General features: G+C 73.3%; 16 protein-coding genes. 5 read left to right on the forward strand and 11 right to left on the reverse strand.

The features are described 5' to 3' along the window. The first annotated feature begins 100 nt into the window (after window positions 1-100). On the forward strand, window positions 101-1,060 hold the full coding sequence (locus tag ACLJPY_RS19400) for a LysR family transcriptional regulator (RefSeq protein WP_410590275.1): 960 nt from the start codon (window positions 101-103) through the stop codon (window positions 1,058-1,060). 222 nt (window positions 1,061-1,282) lie between these two features. On the opposite strand, the gene ACLJPY_RS19405 is transcribed toward ACLJPY_RS19400, so the two are convergent. From ACLJPY_RS19405 to ACLJPY_RS19440, 8 genes are read right to left on the reverse strand one after another with little or no spacing between them, the layout of a single operon-like run. Then, window positions 1,283-2,191, reverse strand: a complete 909-nt coding sequence (locus tag ACLJPY_RS19405) for an NAD-dependent epimerase/dehydratase family protein (protein ID WP_410590276.1) — start codon at window positions 2,189-2,191, stop codon at window positions 1,283-1,285. Then, on the reverse strand, window positions 2,188-3,723 hold the full coding sequence (locus tag ACLJPY_RS19410) for a class I adenylate-forming enzyme family protein (RefSeq protein WP_410590278.1): 1,536 nt from the start codon (window positions 3,721-3,723) through the stop codon (window positions 2,188-2,190). The genes ACLJPY_RS19405 and ACLJPY_RS19410 overlap by 4 nt, the downstream gene beginning before the upstream one ends. Further along, a complete protein-coding gene (locus tag ACLJPY_RS19415) occupies window positions 3,720-3,923 on the reverse strand; it encodes a hypothetical protein (RefSeq protein WP_410590280.1) in 204 nt (67 codons plus the stop codon). The genes ACLJPY_RS19410 and ACLJPY_RS19415 overlap by 4 nt, the downstream gene beginning before the upstream one ends. Beyond that, on the reverse strand, window positions 3,920-5,101 hold the full coding sequence (locus ACLJPY_RS19420) for a cytochrome P450 (protein WP_410590282.1): 1,182 nt from the start codon (window positions 5,099-5,101) through the stop codon (window positions 3,920-3,922). Before ACLJPY_RS19420 ends, ACLJPY_RS19415 begins: the two co-directional genes overlap by 4 nt. Continuing rightward, entirely contained in the window at window positions 5,098-5,856 is a 759-nt protein-coding gene (locus tag ACLJPY_RS19425; RefSeq protein ID WP_410590283.1) for a glycosyltransferase family 2 protein, read from the reverse strand. The genes ACLJPY_RS19420 and ACLJPY_RS19425 overlap by 4 nt, the downstream gene beginning before the upstream one ends. Next, window positions 5,853-6,863 carry a 3-oxoacyl-ACP synthase III family protein gene (locus tag ACLJPY_RS19430; protein WP_410590284.1) on the reverse strand — a complete coding sequence of 337 codons (1,011 nt, stop codon included), beginning with the start codon at window positions 6,861-6,863 and terminating at the stop codon, window positions 5,853-5,855. Before ACLJPY_RS19430 ends, ACLJPY_RS19425 begins: the two co-directional genes overlap by 4 nt. Before the next feature lie 13 nt (window positions 6,864-6,876). Beyond that, on the reverse strand, window positions 6,877-8,124 hold the full coding sequence (locus tag ACLJPY_RS19435) for a beta-ketoacyl-[acyl-carrier-protein] synthase family protein (RefSeq protein WP_410590285.1): 1,248 nt from the start codon (window positions 8,122-8,124) through the stop codon (window positions 6,877-6,879). Beyond that, window positions 8,121-8,378, reverse strand: a complete 258-nt coding sequence (locus tag ACLJPY_RS19440; protein WP_410590287.1) for a phosphopantetheine-binding protein — start codon at window positions 8,376-8,378, stop codon at window positions 8,121-8,123. Before ACLJPY_RS19440 ends, ACLJPY_RS19435 begins: the two co-directional genes overlap by 4 nt. 175 nt (window positions 8,379-8,553) lie before the next feature. On the opposite strand from ACLJPY_RS19440, the gene ACLJPY_RS19445 reads away from it, so the two are divergent. Then, window positions 8,554-9,753: a PucR family transcriptional regulator gene (locus ACLJPY_RS19445; protein WP_410590288.1), complete on the forward strand. Its 1,200-nt coding sequence runs from the start codon at window positions 8,554-8,556 to the stop codon at window positions 9,751-9,753. Window positions 9,754-9,801: 48 nt separating this feature from the next. On the opposite strand, the gene ACLJPY_RS19450 is transcribed toward ACLJPY_RS19445, so the two are convergent. Beyond that, complete coding sequence (locus ACLJPY_RS19450; protein ID WP_410590290.1) at window positions 9,802-11,196, reverse strand: endo-1,4-beta-xylanase; 1,395 nt, start codon at window positions 11,194-11,196, stop codon at window positions 9,802-9,804. Between the two features lie 272 nt (window positions 11,197-11,468). On the opposite strand from ACLJPY_RS19450, the gene ACLJPY_RS19455 reads away from it, so the two are divergent. Together ACLJPY_RS19455 and ACLJPY_RS19460 are read left to right on the forward strand one after the other, a co-directional pair. Beyond that, window positions 11,469-11,612, forward strand: coding sequence for a hypothetical protein (locus tag ACLJPY_RS19455; protein WP_410590291.1), 144 nt, complete (start codon window positions 11,469-11,471; stop codon window positions 11,610-11,612). A gap of 341 nt (window positions 11,613-11,953) precedes the next feature. Further along, entirely contained in the window at window positions 11,954-15,610 is a 3,657-nt protein-coding gene (locus ACLJPY_RS19460) for a glycoside hydrolase family 3 C-terminal domain-containing protein (RefSeq protein ID WP_410590292.1), read from the forward strand. Window positions 15,611-15,656: 46 nt separating this feature from the next. On the opposite strand, the gene ACLJPY_RS19465 is transcribed toward ACLJPY_RS19460, so the two are convergent. Further along, the gene (locus ACLJPY_RS19465) at window positions 15,657-17,252 is read right to left on the reverse strand and encodes a tannase/feruloyl esterase family alpha/beta hydrolase (RefSeq protein WP_410590293.1); all 1,596 of its coding nucleotides are present in this window, start codon (window positions 17,250-17,252) and stop codon (window positions 15,657-15,659) included. Next, entirely contained in the window at window positions 17,249-18,640 is a 1,392-nt protein-coding gene (locus ACLJPY_RS19470) for an MFS transporter (protein ID WP_410590295.1), read from the reverse strand. Before ACLJPY_RS19470 ends, ACLJPY_RS19465 begins: the two co-directional genes overlap by 4 nt. Before the next feature lie 146 nt (window positions 18,641-18,786). Between ACLJPY_RS19470 and ACLJPY_RS19475 the strand changes: the two genes are divergently transcribed. Next, window positions 18,787-20,475, forward strand: a complete 1,689-nt coding sequence (locus ACLJPY_RS19475; RefSeq protein ID WP_410590297.1) for a helix-turn-helix domain-containing protein — start codon at window positions 18,787-18,789, stop codon at window positions 20,473-20,475.

Below are 20,475 nucleotides of genomic sequence, written 5' to 3' on the forward strand. Positions count from 1 at the left end.
CCTCCAGTGCGTCCCGGTTGTCCCCGAAGCCAACCGGATCGGCCCGGCCGCGTCCAAGACCTGTTGCGCCCGGATCGATAGCCGTGGTGGCATCGTCGGCGTGGACCTCGACCTCAGGCTGGTGCGGTACTTCGTCACCGTCGCCGACGAACTGCACTTCGGCCGCGCGGCGGCCAAGCTCTTCATCAGCCAGCCGACGCTGTCCAAGCAGATCCGCAAGCTGGAGACCGACGTCGGCGGCGCCCTGCTGGTCCGCGACAGCCGCCACGTGGCCCTGACCCCGCGCGGCGACCGGTTCCTGCACCTGGCCCGGCAGCTGCTGGCCACCGCGGACCAGATGCTGCGCGAGCCCGCCCCGCACCACCTGCGGCTGGCGCACATCTTCGAGCTGGACACGAGCCGGGTGGTCGCGGACGCGTTCCACGCCGCCCACCCCGCCATCCGGCTGGTCCAGAGCCAGCTGGACAGCGCCCGCCAGCTCGCGGCGCTGCTCGAGGACCAGCTCGACGTCGCGATCATCCGCGTCACGAGCGCGCTGACGGCGGCGCACCCGGCGGGCTGGCAGCACCGGCTCCTGCGCCTGGAGCCGTTTCGCCTGGTCGGCCGCCCCGGCGACGCCCGGCGGTCGTCGGTGTCGCTGCACGAGCGTCCGATCGAGGTGTTCGCCGACGCCCCGGGCACGGCGCTGTACAACGTGCACGGCCGCTACTTGAGCTCGCTGGAGCGGCACACGGGCCTGGCCTTGAACTGGCTGGGCAACCCGGGCACGTTCGACACGTGCCACGCGGCGCTGACCCGTGCGCCGGACAGCGCCTACCTGCTGGAGTTCGACAGCTACGCCCGCCGGTACGCCGAGCTGGGGATCCCGGCGTACCGGCCGCAGGAGCTGCAGCCGGTGTACCCGTGGTCGCTGGCCTGGCGGGAGGGCGAGCAGCCGGAGAGCGTCCGGGCGTTCCTGGACGTGGCCCACGACGTCGCCGCGCGGCTGCACTGGCTGCACCCCGAGCGCGGGGACGGGGTACCGCTGTGGGCCCCGCCGGAGGACCTCGCCGTCGCGTGACCCGAGCGGCCCGCACCGGCAGAATTGCCGGTGCCCTTCCGCCGACCCCAGCGGAAACCCCAGTTCAGGGCACCGTCCCGCGGCCCCGGCCGAGCCCGCCTCCGGTCGGGCCCGGACGTTACTGTCGTCGGCTCGGGGGGCCCGCACCGACCGCAGCCGGATTCGCCGGGACCCCGAACCCGTGGCGGGTGCGGGGGAACCCCAGCACCGCACCCGCCACCCTCACGCCGCCGGGAACTTCGCCGGGAACTTCGTCGGCACCGGCTCGTAGCCGAGCCGGTCGATCGCCGCGGTGATGTCCAAGGTGCGTTCCACCGCGAACTGGCTGATCACGTACCGGTTCAGGCGTCCACCCGGGAACAGGCGGGCCGGTGGCGTCAGCAGCCAGGCCGGCAGGTAGACCGGCCGCGCTCGCACGCCGGCCGAGGCCAGCAGGCCGCGCACCGCCCAGTCGATCGTCACCGGGGCGCTGTCTGCGACGTTATACACACTCGGCCACGCCTTCGCGGCCGCCGCCGCGAGCAGGCAGGCGCGGGCGAGACTGTCCACTTCGGTCATGCTGACCAGCACGCGGCCGGTGCCGGGGACCAGCAACCGGCCGCACCGCACGTTCTCCAGCAGTCTCGGCAGGAGTGTCGTGTCCCCGGCGCCGTACACCGCGTGGGGCCGCAGGACGACCGGGTCGCGGGCGACGGACAGCACGAGCTGCTCGGCCGCCGCCTTCGCGGCCGCGTAGGCGTTGAAGTACCGGTCCACCGGCGCTTCGTGCTCCTTCGCGCGGACGGTCGGCCGGCGCGGGTCGTACACGCTGGCGCTGCTGACGTGGACGAGCCGGCAGGCCGGGAACGACACGAGCACGTGGTGGGTGCCGAGCAGGTTCGTCCGCCACACCTCCCGGGCCACGCCCGTGTCGGTCGCCGACGCCGCGCAGTGCACCACCGCGTCGACGCCGGGCGGGTCGGCCAGCCGGCCCGCTCCGATGTCCCACGACCGGTACGCGGCCCCGCCGACGTGCCGGGCGTCCGCTTCGGGCCGCCTGCCGAACGCCGTCACCTGCCAGCCCTCGGCCACCGCGGCCCGGCAGACCGCGCCGCCGACGAACCCGGTCGCGCCGGTCACCGCCAGCCTCACGGCCGGCTCGCGGTCATCAGCTCGCGCAGGCGGGCCCGGTCGAGCTTGCGGGACCGGCCCGAGCGCGGCAGTTCCGGCACCACGACGATCCGGTCGGGCACGGCTTCGGCGTCGATCAGGTCCGGCAGCTGACGGCGCAGCCGCCGGACGAGCCGGACCGGATCGGCCGCCGGATCGGCCACGACCGCCAGTACGACGCTCTCGTCCTCGGTCACCGGATCCGGCGTCCCAACCATCGCCGCCTCCCGGACGCCTTCCAGCAGCGCGATCGACGGCTCGTACAGCCCGGGGTAGATGTTGTACGAACCCCGGATCAGCATGTCCTTCTTGCGGCCGGTCATGACGATCCGGCCGTCGTCGTCCAGCCGGGCCAGATCGCCGGTGGCCAGCTCGGTCAGCGGTGGCGCGCCGAGGTAGCCCAGGCACGTGTTGGGTGCGGACACCAGCAGTTCGCCGTCGGCGGCGGTGCGGGCGGTCACCCCGCGGGACGGCGTCCCGAGCAGATCGCCCGGGAGGCCGCGCTCGACGTGCGCGAGCTTGTCCTCCGCGCGGGCGACCGCGAGCGGGATCGCCTCGGTCATCGCGTAGATCGAGAGCACCTGGCCGCCGGGGACCGCGGCCAGCGCCTGCCGGAGCACGGCCGGGGCCGCGGGCGCGGATCCCATCACGAGGTGGCGGACGTGCGGGGGCCACCGCGGGAGGACGCCGAAGACCTCGGCCAGGTGCACCGGCACCCCGTAGGCGTGCGTCACCCGCCGGTCCGCGAGGTCCTTCGCGAACCGCTCGGGCGGCGCGGACGGCTTCGGCAGGGACAGCGTCGCCCCGCCGAGCAGCGCGGGCAGGCCGGCCATGATGCCGTCGGCGTGCATCACGTCCCCGGGCGCGAAGGGCAGGTGCTCCCCCAGCATCGTGACCGCCGCGGTGAGCGACCGCAGCGAGTGCACGACCCCCTTCGGCTCCTCCGTCGTGCCGGAGGTGAAGACGATCAACGCGGGCGCGTCCGGGTCCCGTTCGGCAGCGGCGGCCGGCGGACGACCGTAGAGGTGCTTCAGCGACAGCGCCGAGCGCGGTACCCCGGGCAACCGGCGTCCGATGTGGACGTGCCGGATGCCGGGGTCGCCGATCGGCTGCCGCAGGTCCGGCACCGGCCAGCCCCGGCGGCGGCAGAAGGAGCGGGCGGCCCCGACCACGCTCGTCGTGTAGAACACCGACTCCGCGATCAGCCAACGCGGGCGGCAGGCCCGCAGCCGCGCGGACACCAGCGCCGGGCCGACGGCCGTGTCCGCCGAAACGAGCACCGCACCCGCCTGCAGCGCGCCCAGGAACAGGCCGATCGCCGTGGCCGAATTCCGGACGGCGAACAGCACGCCGTCACCGGGCTGGAGCCCCTCGGCTCGCAGCCCGGCACCGACCTCGACGACCAGACGGCGCAGCTCACCGAAAGTCGTCGTCCGGCCGTCCGGGTCGATCACAGCCACCTCGGAGGGCCGCTCGCCCGCCGTGTCCAGGAAGCGGGTCACGAAATCGTTCACGCGCAGCTGACCTCCAGACGCCGGTAAGCGGGGAACAGCACACCGGACTCGAGCCCCTCGGCTCGCAGCCCGGCACCGACCTCGACGACCAGACGGCGCAGCTCACCGAAGCTCGTCGTCCGGCCGTCCGGGTCGATCACAGCCACCTCGGCAGGCCGCTCGCCCGCCGTGTCCAGGAAGCGGGTCACGAAATCGTTCACGCGCAGCTGACCTCCAGACGCCGGTAAGCGGGGAACAGCACGCCGGGTGCGGCTCGGCGGGCGGTGATCCGCAGCGCTCCCGCGCCGGACAGGGCGCCGAGGACGGCGTGGATCTCGGCCATGGCCAGCGGGTAGCCGAGGCAGAAGTGCGGGCCGGCGCCGAACCACAGACGCCGCAGCTCCGGCGGGTGCGCGCGGGCGAGGTCGAACCCGCCGGGCGCCCGGGCGCAGTTGAGGGTCGACAGGACGATCCGGTCGCCGGCCCGGACGGCGACCCCGCCGATCCGCCCGGGCCGGACGGCGTTGCGCAGGATGATCGGGGTCGGGGTGATCAGGCGGGCGGTCTCGTCGATCGCGGCCTCGACCGGTCCCGGATCGCCGTCGCGGTACGCCGCGGCCACGCCGGCCAGTTCGCCGTGGTCGTGCAGCAGCGCGATCATCCGGGGCAGCAGGCTGGTGATCGTCTCGGTGCCCGCGATCAGGAACGCCGACGCGAGCCCCCGGGCCTCGGCTTCGGAGAGCCCGAACCGGCGCATCCGGCCGACGGCGGTGGTCTCGTCGCCCTCCTCCCAGGCCATCGACGTCGTGACGCCGATTTCCGCGACGATCGCGCGGGCCCGGGCGACCTGCTGGGCCGTCAGGCTGAGCTTGCCCAGCTTGACCAGCCCGATGATCGCCGTGGCCTGGCCGGCCATCCGCAGGTACGCCGCCTCCCGCTCCGCCGTGGACCCGGTCACGGCGAACCCGACCAGCGCGCTCGTCACCGCCCCCGCGACGACCTTCGTCGTCCGCACGACGTCCACGGAACGGCCGCTGCGCAGCGCCTCGGCCGTGCGGGCCAGCGGTTCGGTGCACGCCGTGTCGATCAGCCGGCGGACGTAGGACGGCGTGAAGAAGTCGGCGAGCTTGCGCCGCATCGCCCGGTGCGCGGGCCCGTCCATGTTGACCAGCATCGACGGGCCGAAGACCGGCGTCCACAGGTCCGCCTCGGTCCCGCCGCCGCTGCGGAAGGTGCCGGTGTCGGTGAGGACTTCCCTGGCCATCGAGGCGTCGTTGACGACGACCCCGAGCCCGGGCACCCGCACCGCGGGGCCCAGCCGGCCGAGCACCCGGACGACCGGGTACCCGAGCGGGTGCGCCGCCAGCTGCAGCCGCAGTTCGTGCCCGCCCGCCCTCATCGGACGTCCACCGTTTCGCCGCGGTAGCCGTGGTGGGTGTACCAGGCGAAGGTGTTGCGGATGCCCCAGGCCTTGGTCCGCCGCTGCGACCAGTACACGACCATGTCGCGGCGCCTGCCGTAGGCCCGGGTGACGCACCGGACGCGGTTGACCAGCGTGCGGTCCTCGTGGTCCTCCTCGATGCACGAGCGCGGGTAGCCGCCGCACCGCTCGTACAGGCTCGCCGTGATGGCCGTGTTCCCGCCCGCGCACAGCAGGTACGGCCCGAGGTAGTCCGGCCCGCGGTTGGTGCGGCGGAACCGCGCGGTGTACCCGCCGAACGCCACCAGGAACGCCAGCACGGCCCGCTCGGTCCGCGGTACGGCGAAGTCGTCGGTGCGCGCCTTGAACCGGCCCCCGATCAGCTCCAGCCCGGCCGCGAAGCCGCGCACGACCGCTTCCGTCCACTGTGGAGCGACCAGGCAGTCCGCGTCGGTCCGGGCCAGGTGGGTGGCGCCGTTCGCGATGGCGTGGCGCATCCCGGTGTCGCAGGCGGCTCCGGTCCCCTTCTGCGGCTCACTGATCACCCGCACGTCCATCTTCGGGTGTGCGGCGGCGAACGCGCGGACGATGTCGCCCGTGGCGTCCGTGCTCGCGTTGTCCACCACCAGCACGGTGAAGTCGCGGTGGCGCTGGGCGGCGAGCGAGCGCAGCGGCCCCTCGATCCACTTCTCCTCGTTGTAGGCGGGGATGACGACCCACAGGCGGCCGGTCACGACGGCAGCTCCGCGAACACGGTGCCGACGCTGACGCCGCCGGCCAGCCCGATGAACGCGACCTTGTCACCGGGCCCGCACCGGCCCGACTCCAGCGCGAGGCTCAGCTGCAGCGGCAGGCTGCAGGAGGCGACGTTGCCGTGGTCGGCGACCGTCACGACGAGCTTGTCCTCGGGCACCCCGCTGCAGTCGAGGAACACGCGCAAGTGCGGGACGCCGACCTGGTGCACGCAGAAGAGCGCGAAGTCGTCCCGGCTCAGGCCGGTCCGGGCGAGCGCGGCGTCCAGCTGCGGCCGGATGCCGCGCACGACGGATTCCATCAGCGCGCGGCCGTCGCCCCGGATGTACCCGTCGGTGCGCGGGTCGCGGGAGTTCGCCCCGCCGTGGCCCGGGATCGAGCTGACGTTCCAGCGGGAGGAGTCCGCCGAGAACTCGCGGTGGAAGATGCCCGGCGCGGAGGATGCCTCCAGCAGCATCGCGGCCCCGGCGTCGGAGAGGGTGTACCCGGCGAGGGAGTCGACGAACTGCGCGCGGTCCTCGACCGCCCACCGGACCACCCGGGAGCCGGTTTCACCGGCGCAGACCAGCACGCGCCGGTACTGCCCGGCCAGGATGAGCGCCTCGGCCACCTGCACGCCGTTGAGGAAGCTGTTGCAGGCGTTCTTGACGTCGAACACCGGGCAGGACGCACCGAGCTTGGCCGCCACGACGTGCGCGGTGGCCGGCTCGACGAGGTCCTGGGCGGCGGAGGCGAACACGAGCAGGTCCACCTCGGCCGCCCCCAGCCCGGCGTCGGACAGCAGTTTCCCGGCCGCGGCCACGGCGAGGTCGGAGGCGAGCTCGCCGTCGGCGGCCCGGTGCCGCGTCCGGATCCCGCTGAGTTTCCCGATGGCCCCCGGCCGCGGCGTGAAGCCGGGGCTTTCGCGCGCGATGCGCTGCTCGATCTCCCGGTCGCCGACCAGGGCCGGGGGCAGGTGGGCGGACACGCCGCCGATCGCCACGTGCATGGGACCGTCCTTTCTAGACACCGGCGAACGCCAGCGTCACGTTGTGGCCGCCGAAGCCGAACGAATTGCTGATCGCCGCGGTCAGCGTGACCCGCCGCGGCTCGCCGGCCACGACGTCGAGGCCGATGCGGTCGTCGAGCGTCTCGAGGTTGGCCGTCGGCGGGACCACGCCCTCGCGGAGTGACAGCACGGTCGCGATCGCTTCGACCGCGCCGGATCCGCCGAGCAGGTGGCCCAATGCGCCCTTCGGGGCGGTGACCACCGGGCCGTCGCCGAGGACGCGCCGGATCGTGGCGCTTTCGGTCAGGTCGCCCAGCGGGGTCGACGTCGCGTGCGCGTTCACGTGGCCGACGTCGGCGGCCGCGAGGCCCGCGCGGTGCAACGCGGCGGTGATGGCGGCGCACTGCCCGGCGCCGTCCGGGTCCGGGGCGGTGATGTGGTGGGCGTCGTTGCTCATGCCCGCGCCCGCCAGCCTGGCGTACGCCTTCGCGCCGCGCGCCGCGGCGAAGTCCGCGCGTTCCAGCACGACGATGCCGGCGCCCTCGCCCAGCACGAACCCGTCGCGGTCCGCGTCGAACGGGCGGGAGGCCGTCTCCGGGGTGTCGTTGCGGGTGCTCATCGACCGCGCCCGGGTGAACCCGGCCATGATGGCGGGTGTGATGCAGGCGTCCGTGCCGCCCGCGACCACGACGTCGGCCTCCCCCGCCACGATCATCCGCCACGCCCAGGCGATCGCCTCGGCGCCGGACGCGCAGGCCGACATCGGGGCGTGCACCCCGGCCCGTGCCTTCAGCGCCAGCCCGACCAGCGCGGCCGGCCCGTTGGGCATGATCATCGGGATCAGCTGCGGCGACACCGCCCGCAGCCCGCGCTCCCGCAGGGCGTCGTGCTGCGTCACCAGCGTCGTCGCGCCGCCGATGCCGGTGCCGATCACCACCCCGCAGCGCACGGGGTCCACGGTGTCTTCGGCCAGTCCCGCGTCCCGGCAGGCCTGCCGGGACGCGAGCACCGCCAGCTGTTCGGCGCGGTCCATGCGCTTGAGCTCGACGGGGTCCAGTTCTTCGCCGGGCTCGACGGCCAGCCGCGCCGCGATGCGCACCGGGAAGGCGTGCGCCCGCGTCCATTCGGTGTCCAGTGTGGACGCTCCGGGGCGGCCGTCGAGCAGCCCCCGCCAGGTGGCGGGCACGTCACCGCCCAGCGGGGTGGTCGCGCCGACGCCGGTGACGACGACGTCGACGGCGTTGCGGGGCGGACCGTTCACGCCGCGGCGCGCAGGTAGCCGACGACGTCGCCGAAGGTCCGCAGCCGGTGCAGGCCGTCCTCGGGGATCGTCAGGCCGTAGCTGAGCTCGATCTCGTCGGTCAGCTCGACCATGGCGAGGGAGTCGATGTCCAGTTCGTCGCGCAGCGACAGCCCGGTCAGCGGGCGGCCGGCGAACGTCGCCACGGGGTCGGTGCCGGACACCTTGGCGATCAGCTGGGCCAGGGTGCGCTCGATGTCGTCGGACGGGCTCACGGGGTCACCTCTCACGGTGCGGGTGCGGGAAAACCGGGCCGGCCGGGCCACGACGAGGAGGCTGGCAACGGGCGCTGACCGACGGCTGACCGGCCGGGCCGTTCCCGGCCCCGATGTGCGCCGCGCACAACCACTTCGCGGCACCTGCCCACCGCCGGCGGGCTATGGTCGGCGGATGCCCGGGCATCCGCACGCGTCCAGGAGGGTCATCCGCGAGGTGGCCACCGTCGTCCTCACCGAGCTGCCGTCGTTCGCCGACCGGCTGACCGAGCGGGGCGCGGTCGAGGAGGAGGCGTTCTACGCCCGCGGTGACCGGGTGGCACCCGCGGACAGGCGGCAGTCCTTCATGGACAACGCCCGCAGCGCGCTGGTCCTGATGACCGAGGGGTTCGAGACGCGGGCCGACTGGCTCTCGGCCCCGCTGACCACCGGCCGCCGCCGCGCCGAACAGGGCGTGCCCCTGGAGGCGGTGCTGCACCTGTTCCGGCTGGGCACGGAACTGCTGTGGGAGATGCTGCTGGCCGCCGCCCGCCGCCGGTCACCGGACGAGTTCGCCGAGTTCGTCGACAGCGTGATGGTGCTGTGGCAGGCGACCGACCGCGTCTCGACGGCGATGGTCGAGGGGTACCGGTCGCGGGAGATCCAGCTGCAGGCGCGGGCGAACCGGCGCCGGGAGCGGCTGGTCCGGGTGCTCGTCGAGGGCCGGGGCGCCGACCCGGCGGTGGCGGCCGACGCCGAGGCCGACCTCGGCCTGCCCGGGCACGGCCGGTACGTCGTGGTCCTGGTGGCCGGCGATCCGGCGGCCGAAGACGTGGCGCCGCCCGGGCCCGAGCTGGCGGCGCTCGGCGTGCGCGTGGTCGCGGCACCCTACCGGGACCGGGTGGTGTGGCTGGCCGAGCTGGGCGGGGTCTCCGCCGACCGGCTGGCCGGCGTCCTGGCACCCCACCTGCACCACCGCGCGGGCCTGTCCGGCGAGGTCGACGGACTGGCCGAGATCGGCATCGCGCACCGGCTCGCGGAACTCGCGCTGCACACGCAGGCGCCCGGCGTACCGGGCCTGGCCGTGCTCGACGACCGGCTGCCCGAGGCCCTCGTCGCCGCCAGCCCGCGGCTGGCGCAGCGCCTGGCGGCCCGGACGCTGGGCCGCGTCCTCGACCTCGAGGACGACGAACGGGCGGTGCTCCTGGACACGCTGCGGGCCTGGTTCCGCGCGGACCGGTCCGCCACCCGCGCCGGGGAACTGCTGTACTGCCACCGCAACACCGTGCTCAACCGGCTGCGCAAGCTGGAGCAGCTCACCGGCGCGTCCCTCGAGGACGACCGCCACCAGCTGTGCTGCCGCCTGGCCCTGATGGTGCACGGGGAAACGCCGTGAAGGCCACCTCGGAGGTTCCCGAGGTGGCCTGCACGCCCTGCGGACCGATCAGGATGCGCTGCAGCTGACGCTGGGCCAGGTCCAGTTCCCGTTGGTCATGATGGTGACACCCCAGTTGTTGCCGCTGCCGTTGGGTGTCGCGACGAGCACCTGGCTGCTCGGCCAGGTGGCGTTGATGTTCCAGGTGGTGCTGATCCGCTCGGGGCTGGGCACGTTCATCGTGACCGTCCACGAGGAGGAGCCGCTGACCGAGACGTTCAGGTTGTACCGGTCACCCCACGACTGCCCGGCCGAAAGCGTTGCGGTGCAGCTGCCGCCGCCCGGGGTGGTGGTCGTGGTCGTGGGTCCCGTCGGAGTCGTGGTGGTGGTCGTCGGACCCGTCGGGGTGGTGGTGGGTGTCGCGGTCGTGCCGCCGGCGTTGAGGGCGTTCAGCACCGAGTTGTACGCGGCCTTCTTGTTGCCGCCGCCGTCGAACAGCAGCGGGCTTTCGCTGGACCGCCAGGAATCGCTGTCCCGCACGCCCCACACGGTGATGCCGACGCAGCGCGCGACGTTCATGCACGCCTGGGTCAGCGCCGAGTACTGCGAGGTGTTCGCGTTCGTGACGTCGACCTCGGTCAGCGCGACGTCGACGCCGAGCGCGGCGAAGCTGGAGATCGTCTGCTGGAAGTTGCCCGGCACGGAGCTGCCGCCGGTGAAGTGGGCCTGCAGGCCCACGCAGTCGATGGGCACGCCGCGGGACTTGAAGTCCTGGACCATCCGGTAGACGCCCTGGGTCTTGGCGTAGCTCCAGTTGTCGATGTTGTAGTCGTTGTAGCACAGCTTGACCGACGGGTCGGCCGCGCGCGCGGTCCGGAACGCGACCTCGATCCAGTCGTTGCCGGTGCTCTGCAGGTTCGACTGACGGCGGCTGCCGTCTTCGTTGAAGGCTTCGTTGACGACGTCCCAGTAGGCCAGCTTCCCCTGGTAGTGGGCCATCACCTTCTGGATGTGGTTGATCATGGCGTTGCGCAGGTTGCTGCCGCTCATGCTCTGCATCCAGCCGGGTTGCTGCGCGTGCCAGGCGAGTGTGTGCCCGCGGACCCGCGCGCCGTGGCTGACCGCCCAGTTGTAGACCTGGTCGCCCGACGAGAAGTTGAACTGGTTCTGGTTGGGCTCGGTCGCGTCCGGCTTCATCTCGTTCTCGGGCGTCACCATGTTGAACTCGCGTGCCGCGATGGTGGTGTAGGCCGAGTCGCCGAGCCGTCCGGCGGCGATCGCGGTGCCGAAGTACCGGCCCGACTGCGCGGCCGCGGCACCCAGCGTGCTCGCCGCGGCGTCCGCGCCGGGCGCCGCCACCAGAACGGTTGCGGTCGCGGCCACGGTCGCCACGCCCGCCAGTACTCGAGTGGTCGTCGACCGCCACCAGCGCCTGGGGCGCAGGTCCGACGAACTTTCCGCCATCCGTGGTCTCCTTCGGTGAAATTCCCCCGTTCCCAGCAGCAGAGCACGCCGCCGGAGCGCCACGCAAAAAGTTTCGGTCGACTTTCGGACCGGCGCACCCCCCGCCCTGGCCGAAACGTCGAGCGGTCCAGGTGGTGGCTTGGAGGGAGAACCGCCCCTTCGGCACGCGGGCCGTCGTGGCCTCGCCGCCGAAGTCGCGACGCTGGTCGAGATCGGTGAAGGAGTAGGAGAAGTTCGGCGGCGGCTTCCCCTGTGCGTCCAGGAAGTTCGCGGTGCTCTTCACGGACCGGGGCGCGCTCCTGGTGCACCCGGCGGGGGCGAAGACGGTGTCCCTGAAGGCGACCGCGACCGATCCGGCGAGCAGCCGGGTGGAGCAAACGATCATCGACGCGTTCCTGCTCGCCGCCCCGGCGTAGGGCCCGCTCTCCACCATCGCCGCCGCCGGACGTCTTGGCGGTGGCAGCGATGGTGGTCCGCCGTCGCCATGTCCCTGGTGGTCGCGGACGTGCCCGTCGAAGACGAGCGCACCGGCCGCGGTGCCGCGCTCCTGCTCCTCCGCCCGTGAAACTTTCAGCCGCCGCCGCGCTCCGGCCAGCGGGGACGCCGCGGCGGCGGTGAACCACTTGCCAGAACCGGATCCCTTGCCAACGATGGTGACGGACCAGCCCGCGAACCGGCGGTTCCCCTCGGCCGGCGGCGCGCCAGTCGCCCTGGCACGGCCGGAGCACCCAGTCCAGACTTCTGCGACGGAGATCCGATGTCCTTGCGCTTCCCCGGCCGGCGACGGGTACGGCTGACTGCCGCACCCCTGCTCGCCGTGACGATGACCGCGGCCACGCTCGTCCCGGCCGCTTCGGCGGCCCCGGCCCCAGCGGCCGACGTGCCGGTCTACCGCGACACCCACTACAGCTTCGCCGAACGGGCCGCCGACCTCGTCGCGCGGATGACGCTGCCCGAGAAGGTGCTGCAGCTGCGCACCAACAGCGCGCCGGCCATCCCGCGGCTCGGCGTGCAGCAGTACACGTACTGGAGCGAGGGCCAGCACGGCCTCAACACGCTCGGCGCGAACACCGACCACGGCACGGCGAGCGGCGGCGTGCACGCCACGAGCTTCCCGACGAACCTCGCGAGCACGATGTCCTGGGACCCGGCGCTGATCCAGCAGGAGACCACCGCGATCTCCGACGAAGCCCGGGGCATGCTGGACAAGTCGCTGTGGGGCGTCGCGCAGAACAACATCGGCCCGGACAAGAACGCCTACGGCTCGCTGACCTACTGGGCGCCGACGGTGAACCTCGACCGCGATCCGCGCTGGGGCCGCACCGACGAAGGTTTCGGCGAAGACCCGTACCTGGTCGCGAAGATGGCCGGCGCGTTCGTCAACGGCTACCAGGGCCAGACCGCCGCGGGCCGCCCGCAGACGCCGTACCTGAAGGTCGCGGCGACCGCGAAGCACTACGCGCTCAACAACGTCGAGAACGACCGGCACGCGGATTCCTCGGACACGACCGAAGCCAACATCCGCGACTACTACACGCGGCAGTTCCGGCACCTGATCCAGGACGCGCACGTGTCCGGCCTGATGACGTCGTACAACGCCATCAACGGCACGCCCTCGCCCGCCGACACGTACACGGCGAACGCCATCGCCCAGCGCACCTACGGCTTCGACGGCTACACCACCTCCGACTGCGGCGCGGTCGGCGACGTCTACGCACCGGGCAGCCACAACTGGGCGCCACCGGGCTGGACCACGTCGACCGCCGGCGCGGCGACGCAGTGGACGAACACCGCGACCGGGCAGCAGGTTTCCGGCGCCGCCGGTGGCCAGGCGTACGCGCTGCGCGCGGGCACCCAGCTCAACTGCACCGGCTCGGAAGCCACCGTGGCCAACATCCAGGAGGCCATCAAGGCCGGCGTGCTGTCCGAAGGCGTCCTCGACACCGCGCTGGTGCACGTGTTCACCACCCGGATGCAGACCGGCGAGTTCGACCCGCCGGACCGCGTGGCGTACACGAAGATCACCAAGGACACGATCCAGAGCGCCGAGCACCAGGCGCTGGCCGAGAAGGTCGCCGCGAACTCGCTGGTGCTGCTGAAGAACGACCCGGTCGCCGGCACCGGTGCGCCGCTGCTGCCCGCCGACCCGGCGAAGCTCGGCAGCGTGGTCGTCGTCGGCGATCTCGCCGGCAAGGTCACCCTCGGCGGCTACTCCGGCGAACCGGCGCTGCAGGTGAGCGCGGTGCAGGGCATCACGTCCGCGGTCAAGGCCGCCCGCCCGGACGCCACGGTCACGTTCGACGCGTGCGGGACCTCCACCGGCACGACCACGGCCGCGAGCTGCTCGGCCGGGACACTGGCCGCGATGAAGACGGCCGACCTGGTCGTCGTGGTCGCCGGGACCGACGGGAACGTGGCCACCGAGGGCCGCGACCGCACGAGCATCGCCATGCCGGGCAACTACGACTCGCTGATCGACCAGGTCAAGGCGGCGGGCAACCCGCGGACCGCGCTCGCCGTGCAGGCGGGCGGCGCCGTTTCCCTCGGCCACGCCGCGGGGATCCCGGGCATCGTGTTCAGCTCGTACAACGGCGAAAGCCAGGGCACCGCGCTGGCCGAGGTGCTCTTCGGCAAGCAGAACCCGAGCGGGCACCTGAACTTCACCTGGTACGCCGACGACTCGCAGCTGCCCGCCATCAAGAACTACGGGCTGACGCCGTCGCAGACCGCCGGGCTCGGCCGCACCTACCAGTACTTCACCGGCACGCCGGCGTACCCGTTCGGCTACGGCCTTTCCTACACCGGCTTCACCTACTCCCACGTGCACGCGGACACCCGGGCCGTCGACGCGAACGGCCGGATCACCGTGCACGTCGACGTGACCAACACCGGCCGCACGCCCGGGGCCACCGTCGCCCAGCTGTACGCGGCCACCGCGTTCGGCGTGCCGGGGGTGGAACTGCCGCGGCAGCGGCTGGCCGGTTTCCAGAAGACCGACGTGCTCGCTCCGGGCCGGACCCAGCACCTGGCCATCCCGGTGCGGATCGCCGAGCTGGCGTTCTGGGACGAGGGCAAGCGCCGCGAAGTGGTGTACCCCGGCCCCTACCGGTTCGGTGTGGGCGCGGACTCCGGCCACCTCGCCGGCACCGCGACGGTCGCCGTCACCGGGGCGCTCAAGCCGAAGACGCAGTACGTGACCGTGCAGCCCGGCCAGGTCGTGTTCACGCCGGGGCAGCGCCTGGACCTCACCGGCAAGAACCCGTGGATCGCCGACGACACCGCCCAGGCGGCCCAGCACGTGCCCGCCGACCACGTCGTCGAAGCCGTGCACGACGACCAGTCCTTCGTCGACCTCTCGCGGGCCCGGATCGGCTACCGCAGCAGCGATCCGCGGGTGGCCCAGGTCGGCCGGGACGGCCGGGTGACCATGGTGGCGCCCGGCGTCGCGACGATCAGCGTCACGGTCGACGGCGTCACCGGCACGACGCCGGTGGTGGTCGAGCAGCCGTTCACGCTCACCGCCCCGGCGCAGGTCCAGGCCGGCACGACGTACCAAGCCACCACCACGCTGCCCAACCCGGCCGGTGCCCGGCCGCTGCGGGACGTGGCGATGACGCTGAGCGTGCCCGCCGGCTGGACCGTGAAGGCCACTTCGCCTTCGACGTTCGCCACCGTGCAGCCCGGGCAGACCGTCAGCACCACGTGGGAGATCGGCGTGCCCGCGTCGGCGGAACCCGGCAAGTTCGACGTCTCGGCGCAGGCCACGTTCACGTCGGCCAACGGCCGCGGGTCGTCGGTGGACGCGACCACCGTGCTGCTGCCGCACCCGCCGTACCCGTCGTTCGCGGCGGCGTACGACAACGTCGGCGTCAGCGACGACGCCACCCCGGGTGCGGGCAACTTCGACGGCGGCAACGCCAGCTACTCCGCGCAGGCGCTGGCCGCGGCGACGCCGAGCCTGACCCCGGGCGCCACGTTCACCCACGACGGGCTGACGTTCACCTGGCCGGACGTCCGCCCGGGCAGCCCGGACAACGTGGTCGCGGGCAGCTCCGCCGGCGGTCAGACCATCGCGATCTCCGGGTCCGGCCACACCCTCGGCCTCATCGGCGCGGGCGACTACGGCAGCCCGAGCGGCACGGCGACGGTGACCTACACCGACGGGACGACCGAGTCGCACTCGGTGAGTTTCGCGGACTGGTGGTCCAACGCGGCCACCGGCGGGGACGTCCTCACCACGCTGCCGTACCTCAACAACAGCAGCGGGCAGCTGCAGCAGCAGGTCAGCCTGTACTACGCCCCGATCCCGCTGCAGCCGGGGAAGACCGTCCGGTACCTGACCCTGCCGGACGTCAGCGACGGCGCGAACATGGGCACCGCGGCGATGCACATCTTCAGCGTCGCCATCGGCTGACCGAGGGGAGGTGTCCCGCCGGCCCCCCGCCGGCGGGACACCCTTCTCACCGCACGCAGCCGAAGCTCGCCGCGCTGTCCGGGTCACCCCCGCGGTAGCGGGGCCACTCCGGGTAGGCGCACAGCGGCCGGGTCCGCTGGTGGGCCAGGTCGGTGACGACCGGGTGCACCGGCGCCCGGCCGGTGCCGACCCACCGCTCGAGCGCCGACAGCGAGTCCCACCCGGCCGCGAACGCCGGCGTCCCGAAGTTGGCGTGGTTGGCGCCCGGCACGACGTAGTAGCGCAGGAAGGCATCGGTCGCCCGCGGCCCGGCCACCGCGCGGACCCGCTCGTAGTAGTCGCTCGTCGAGTACGGGGAGACCAGCTCGTCCGCGGCGCCGTGGAGCAGGATCAGCTTGCCGCCGGCGCGGGCGAACGGACGCAGGTCCGCGTCGTTGCGGTCCTGGATCGAGGACAGGGCGCTGATCCGGGCGAGCCACCGGCCGGGGTGCCGCGGGTCGACGTCCAGCGCGGAGTGGCCCGGGTCCCGGGTCAGGAAGTACTTGACCCACTGGTCCCAGTACTGCATCCCGTAGCCGCTGGTCACGGGCATGGGATCGGCCGGTGCGGTGGTGCCGAAGCCGAGGAACGGCGTCCGCATGTCCGCCCCGGACAGGAACGGGAAGCCCGGGTACCGGGTTTCGCCGCTGGCGATCCGGTAGGGCCACCGGAACGGGGACGACATCGTCGTCACGGCCCTGATCTGCGCGTCCGACAGGCACGCCGGGCCCGTGTCGGTCCCGCCCGGGCAGCGCAGCACGCGGGGGTCGAACCGGCACGCTGCCGGGTTCGAAACGACTTTGTCGGTGACCCCGTCCAGGCCGTCGCACGCCTTGATGACGCTGTCGTAGAGCAGCGTCTGCTTCGCCGGATCGGGGAACGCGCCCGGCCGGGACAGGACCTGCGTCAGATAGCCCAGGTCGAGGATCTCGGCCAGGTTGTTCCAGGCCGGGTAGGCGGAAATCACGCCGTCGAACGCGGACGGCCACCGCTGGGCGACGACGAGGGCCTCCCGGCCGCCGGTCGAGCCGCCGGCGAAGAACACTTCGGTCGGCGTCGCCGCGTACGCGTGCCGGATCAGGAACAGGCTCGCGTCCCGCGTCTTCTTCAGGGCGTCCCCGGCGGCGAAGTTCTTCAGAGCCTCGTCGTTCACGCCGAACGACCCGTCCAGCGACGGCGGCCGCGCCGGGTTCTGCTGGTGGCCGGAGTCGCTCGCGAAGGTCGCGTACCCGCGGGCGAGCGGGGCCGGCCGGTCGGCGGGACCGAACGGCACGTTCGCCGTCACGTCCGGGATGGTCCCGTCGTACCCGCCGCCGCCGAACATCAGCGCCTTGTGGTTCCACGCGCGGGGCAGGGCGACCCGCAGCTTGATGGCGGGCGCGGCCGGGTCGACCGGGAAGAGGTCGGCGTCGACGCGGCAGTAGTCACCGGGCACGGGAGAAGCCGCCGTGACGACCCCGCCGGACGTCGGCAGGCTCAACGCCGACGCGGGAATCCGGAGCCCGGCCAGCCCGGCGCACTCCGGACCGGCGGGCGACGCGGCGGCGGCTTGCGGGACACTCGCCGCCAGCACCACGGCGGCCCACACGACGGTCTTCCTCATCGCGACTCCGTTCCGTGCAGGTGCGCCCCCGGGACGGCGTCCGGGTCGGCCCGGACCTCGGCGGGGTTGGTCTCGGGCAGGAACCACGCGCTGGCGAAGGTGATCAGCCCCATCAGCGTGATGTAGACCGCGACCGGCCAGGTGCTGCCGGTCCCGGCGATCAGCGCGGTCATCAGGAACGGCGTCCCGCCGCTGACGACGATCGCGGACAGCTGGTAGGCCAGCGACGCACCCGAGTAGCGGACGTCGGGCGCGAAGAGCTCGCCGAGGAAGCTCGCGATCGGGCCGTAGGTGAGGCACTGGAACACGAACCCCACCGCGACCGCGACAAAGATCAGCGGCAGCGAGGCGGTGCCGACCAGCCCGAAGTACGGGAACGCCCAGACGGCGACGCCCAGACCGCCGATGAGGATCAGCGGACGACGGCCCACCTTGTCCGAGAGGTGGCCGGACCACGGAATGGTCGCGAGCATCGCCGCGGAGCTGAGCAGCACGACCGCGAGCAGCGAGTCGCGCTGGAGCTTGAGGGTGCCGGTGCCGTAGCTCAGCAGGCCGGAAATGCTGACGTAGAACAGGCTGTTGGTGGCCGAAAGCAGCCCGCAGCCGAGCAGGATGGTCCCCCACTTGCTGCGCAGCACCTGCGCCAGAGGCGCCCGGACCACCGGGCCGTCCTGGTGCGCCACCCGTTCCTGCAGCTGCCGGAACTCCGGCGTGTCCTCGACCTTGGCCTGGATGTAGAGCACCACCCCGAACATCACGACGCTGAGCAGGAACGGGATGCGCCAGCCCCAGCTCAGGAAGGCGGCGTCGGGCATCAGGCCGCTGGCCGCCACGAAGATCAGGTTGGACAGGACCACGGCCACCGGCACGCTGGTCTGCCCGAAGGTCCCGGCGAACCCGCGCCGCTTGGGACTGGCGGATTCGGTCAGCAGCAGCACGATGCCGCCCCACTGCCCGCCGGCCGCGAGGCCCTGGACGAACCGCAGGACGACCAGCAGCGTCGGGGCGAGGGCGCCGACGCTGGCCGCGCTGGGCAGGCAGCCGATCAGGAAGGTCGCGGCCCCCATCAGCGCCAGGCAGGCGACGACCACCGGCTTGCGCCCGTATTTGTCCCCGAGGTGCCCGGCCAGCACGCCGCCGACCGGGCGCGCCACGAACCCGGCCCAGAACGTGCTGAAGGCCAGCAGCGTCCCGGTCAGCGCCGAGGCGTGCGGGAAGAACACCTTGGGGAACACCAGCGCGGCCGCGGTGCCGTAGAGGAAGAAGTCGTACCACTCGATCGAGCTGCCGATGAGCCCGGCCGCCAGTAGTTTGCGGAAGGCCCGGCGCGGGGTCGCGGGCACGCCGGTGCCGGACTGCCCCTCGGGCTGGGTGAGCGGAATGGCCATGGGTGCCGCCTTCGTCGATGAGGTCAGCAGGTGCTGGCGGTGATGGTAGGGCGGCGCTAACCTGCGACCTGAGGTGTGGACCACCCACTCCTCCCGCCGCGGCGGTGGGTCTTTCGCCCACCCGGTGCCCGAGGAGGACGACCCCCGTGAGCAGTACGGCCGAACCGCGCCGGCAGCGCGAACTGGCGTCGTTGTACGCCACCGTCAAGTCGCTCACCGCTCTCGGCGAGCTCGACGAGGTGCTGCAGTCGATCGTCCACCACGCCCACGACCTGATCGGCACGGACTTCACCTACCTCTCGCTGGTCGGCCCGGACGGGCGGCTGTCGGCCCGCGCGTCGGAGGGCACGATCTCCGCGGAGTTCCTCGCCGCGACCATCCCGGCCACCGTGGGGCTAGGCGGCAAGGTGCTGGCCACCAAGAGCCCGCACTGGGTGCGCGACTACGCCACGTCGACGCTCATCCAGCACGACCCGAACTTCGACCGCCTGGTCGTCACCGAGGACCTGGTGGCGCTGCTCGGGGTGCCGCTGGTGATCCGCGGCGAAGCGGTCGGCGCGCTGTTCGCCGCGGACCGCTCCGCGCGGTCCTTCCAGGCGGAGGAGATCGCACTGCTCAACGCGTTCGCCGATCACGCCGCGGTCGCCCTCGACAACGCCCGGCTCTACGAAGCCAGCCGGACGGCGTTGCGGGAACTGCGGGTCGCGTACGGGAAGATCGAGCGGGCGCAGGCGATCCACGAGGCCCTGACCGGCGTCGTGCTGGGCGGCGGGACCCCGGGCGACGTCGCGCAGCACCTCGCCGAGCAGCTGGGCGGTCAGGTCACGCTCGTCGACCGGACCGGGAGTCCACTGGGGACGGACCTGGCCGGCGCGGTCGCGGACGCCCGCCGCACCGGCCGCTGCACGACGTCGGCCGGACCCGGCGGGACGGACCGCAGCGTCGCGGCCGTCCAGGCGGGCGACAGCTACCTCGGCGCACTGGTGTGGACCCGGCCGTCGGGCACCGGCGACGACACGGACCTGCGAACCCTCGAGCGCGCGACGCACATCCTCGGGCTGCTCATCCTCAAGGAGCAGGCCGTCGCGGAAGCCGGCGAGCGGCTGAGCGGGGAGCTGCTGACCGAGCTCATGGTCGGCAGTCCCGGGATCGGCCCGGCCCAGCGCGCCCGCGCCCGGGCCCGCAACATCGACGTCGACCGCCTGGACCTGGTGCTGGTCGCGGACTCCCCCGCGATCGCGCCGGGCGACCTCGCGCGGCACCTGCACGACATCGCCCGCGAGCGCGCCGGGCTGGCCGGCGAGCACCTGGGCCGGGCCACGACGATCCTGCCCGGCGCCGACGCCGAGGCGACCGTGGCGGAAGTCCACACGCGACTCCGGCGCGCGCTGGGCGCCCCGGTGGTCGTCGTCGGGGAACGCGCGGCGGGCCACGACTGGGCACGCGCGTTCGCCCTGGCCGGGCGCTGCGGGGCGGTGCTGCGCGCGCTCGGGCACACCGACGGGGGCGCGACCACGCGGCAGTACGCCTTGTACGCCATGGTGTTCGACTCCGAGCGGGCCGGCGAGCTCGACCGGTTCCTGGCCGGCTCGATCGGCCCGCTGCTGGAGTACGACCGGCGGCGGGGCACCGACCTGGTCGGCACGCTCGGCGCGTACTACGTCCACCGCGCCAACGTCGCCGCGACCGCCCGTGCGCTGCACCTGCACGTCAACACGCTGCTCAAGCGGCTCGACCGGGCCGGCTCGGTCCTCGGCGGCGACTGGCGCCGGGACGACGACCTCGAACTGCAGCTGGGGCTCCGGCTGCACCGGCTGCGGGCGAGCACATCCTGA

This window comes from Amycolatopsis sp. lyj-23 (assembly GCF_046549135.1).
Lineage (GTDB): Bacteria > Actinomycetota > Actinomycetes > Mycobacteriales > Pseudonocardiaceae > Amycolatopsis.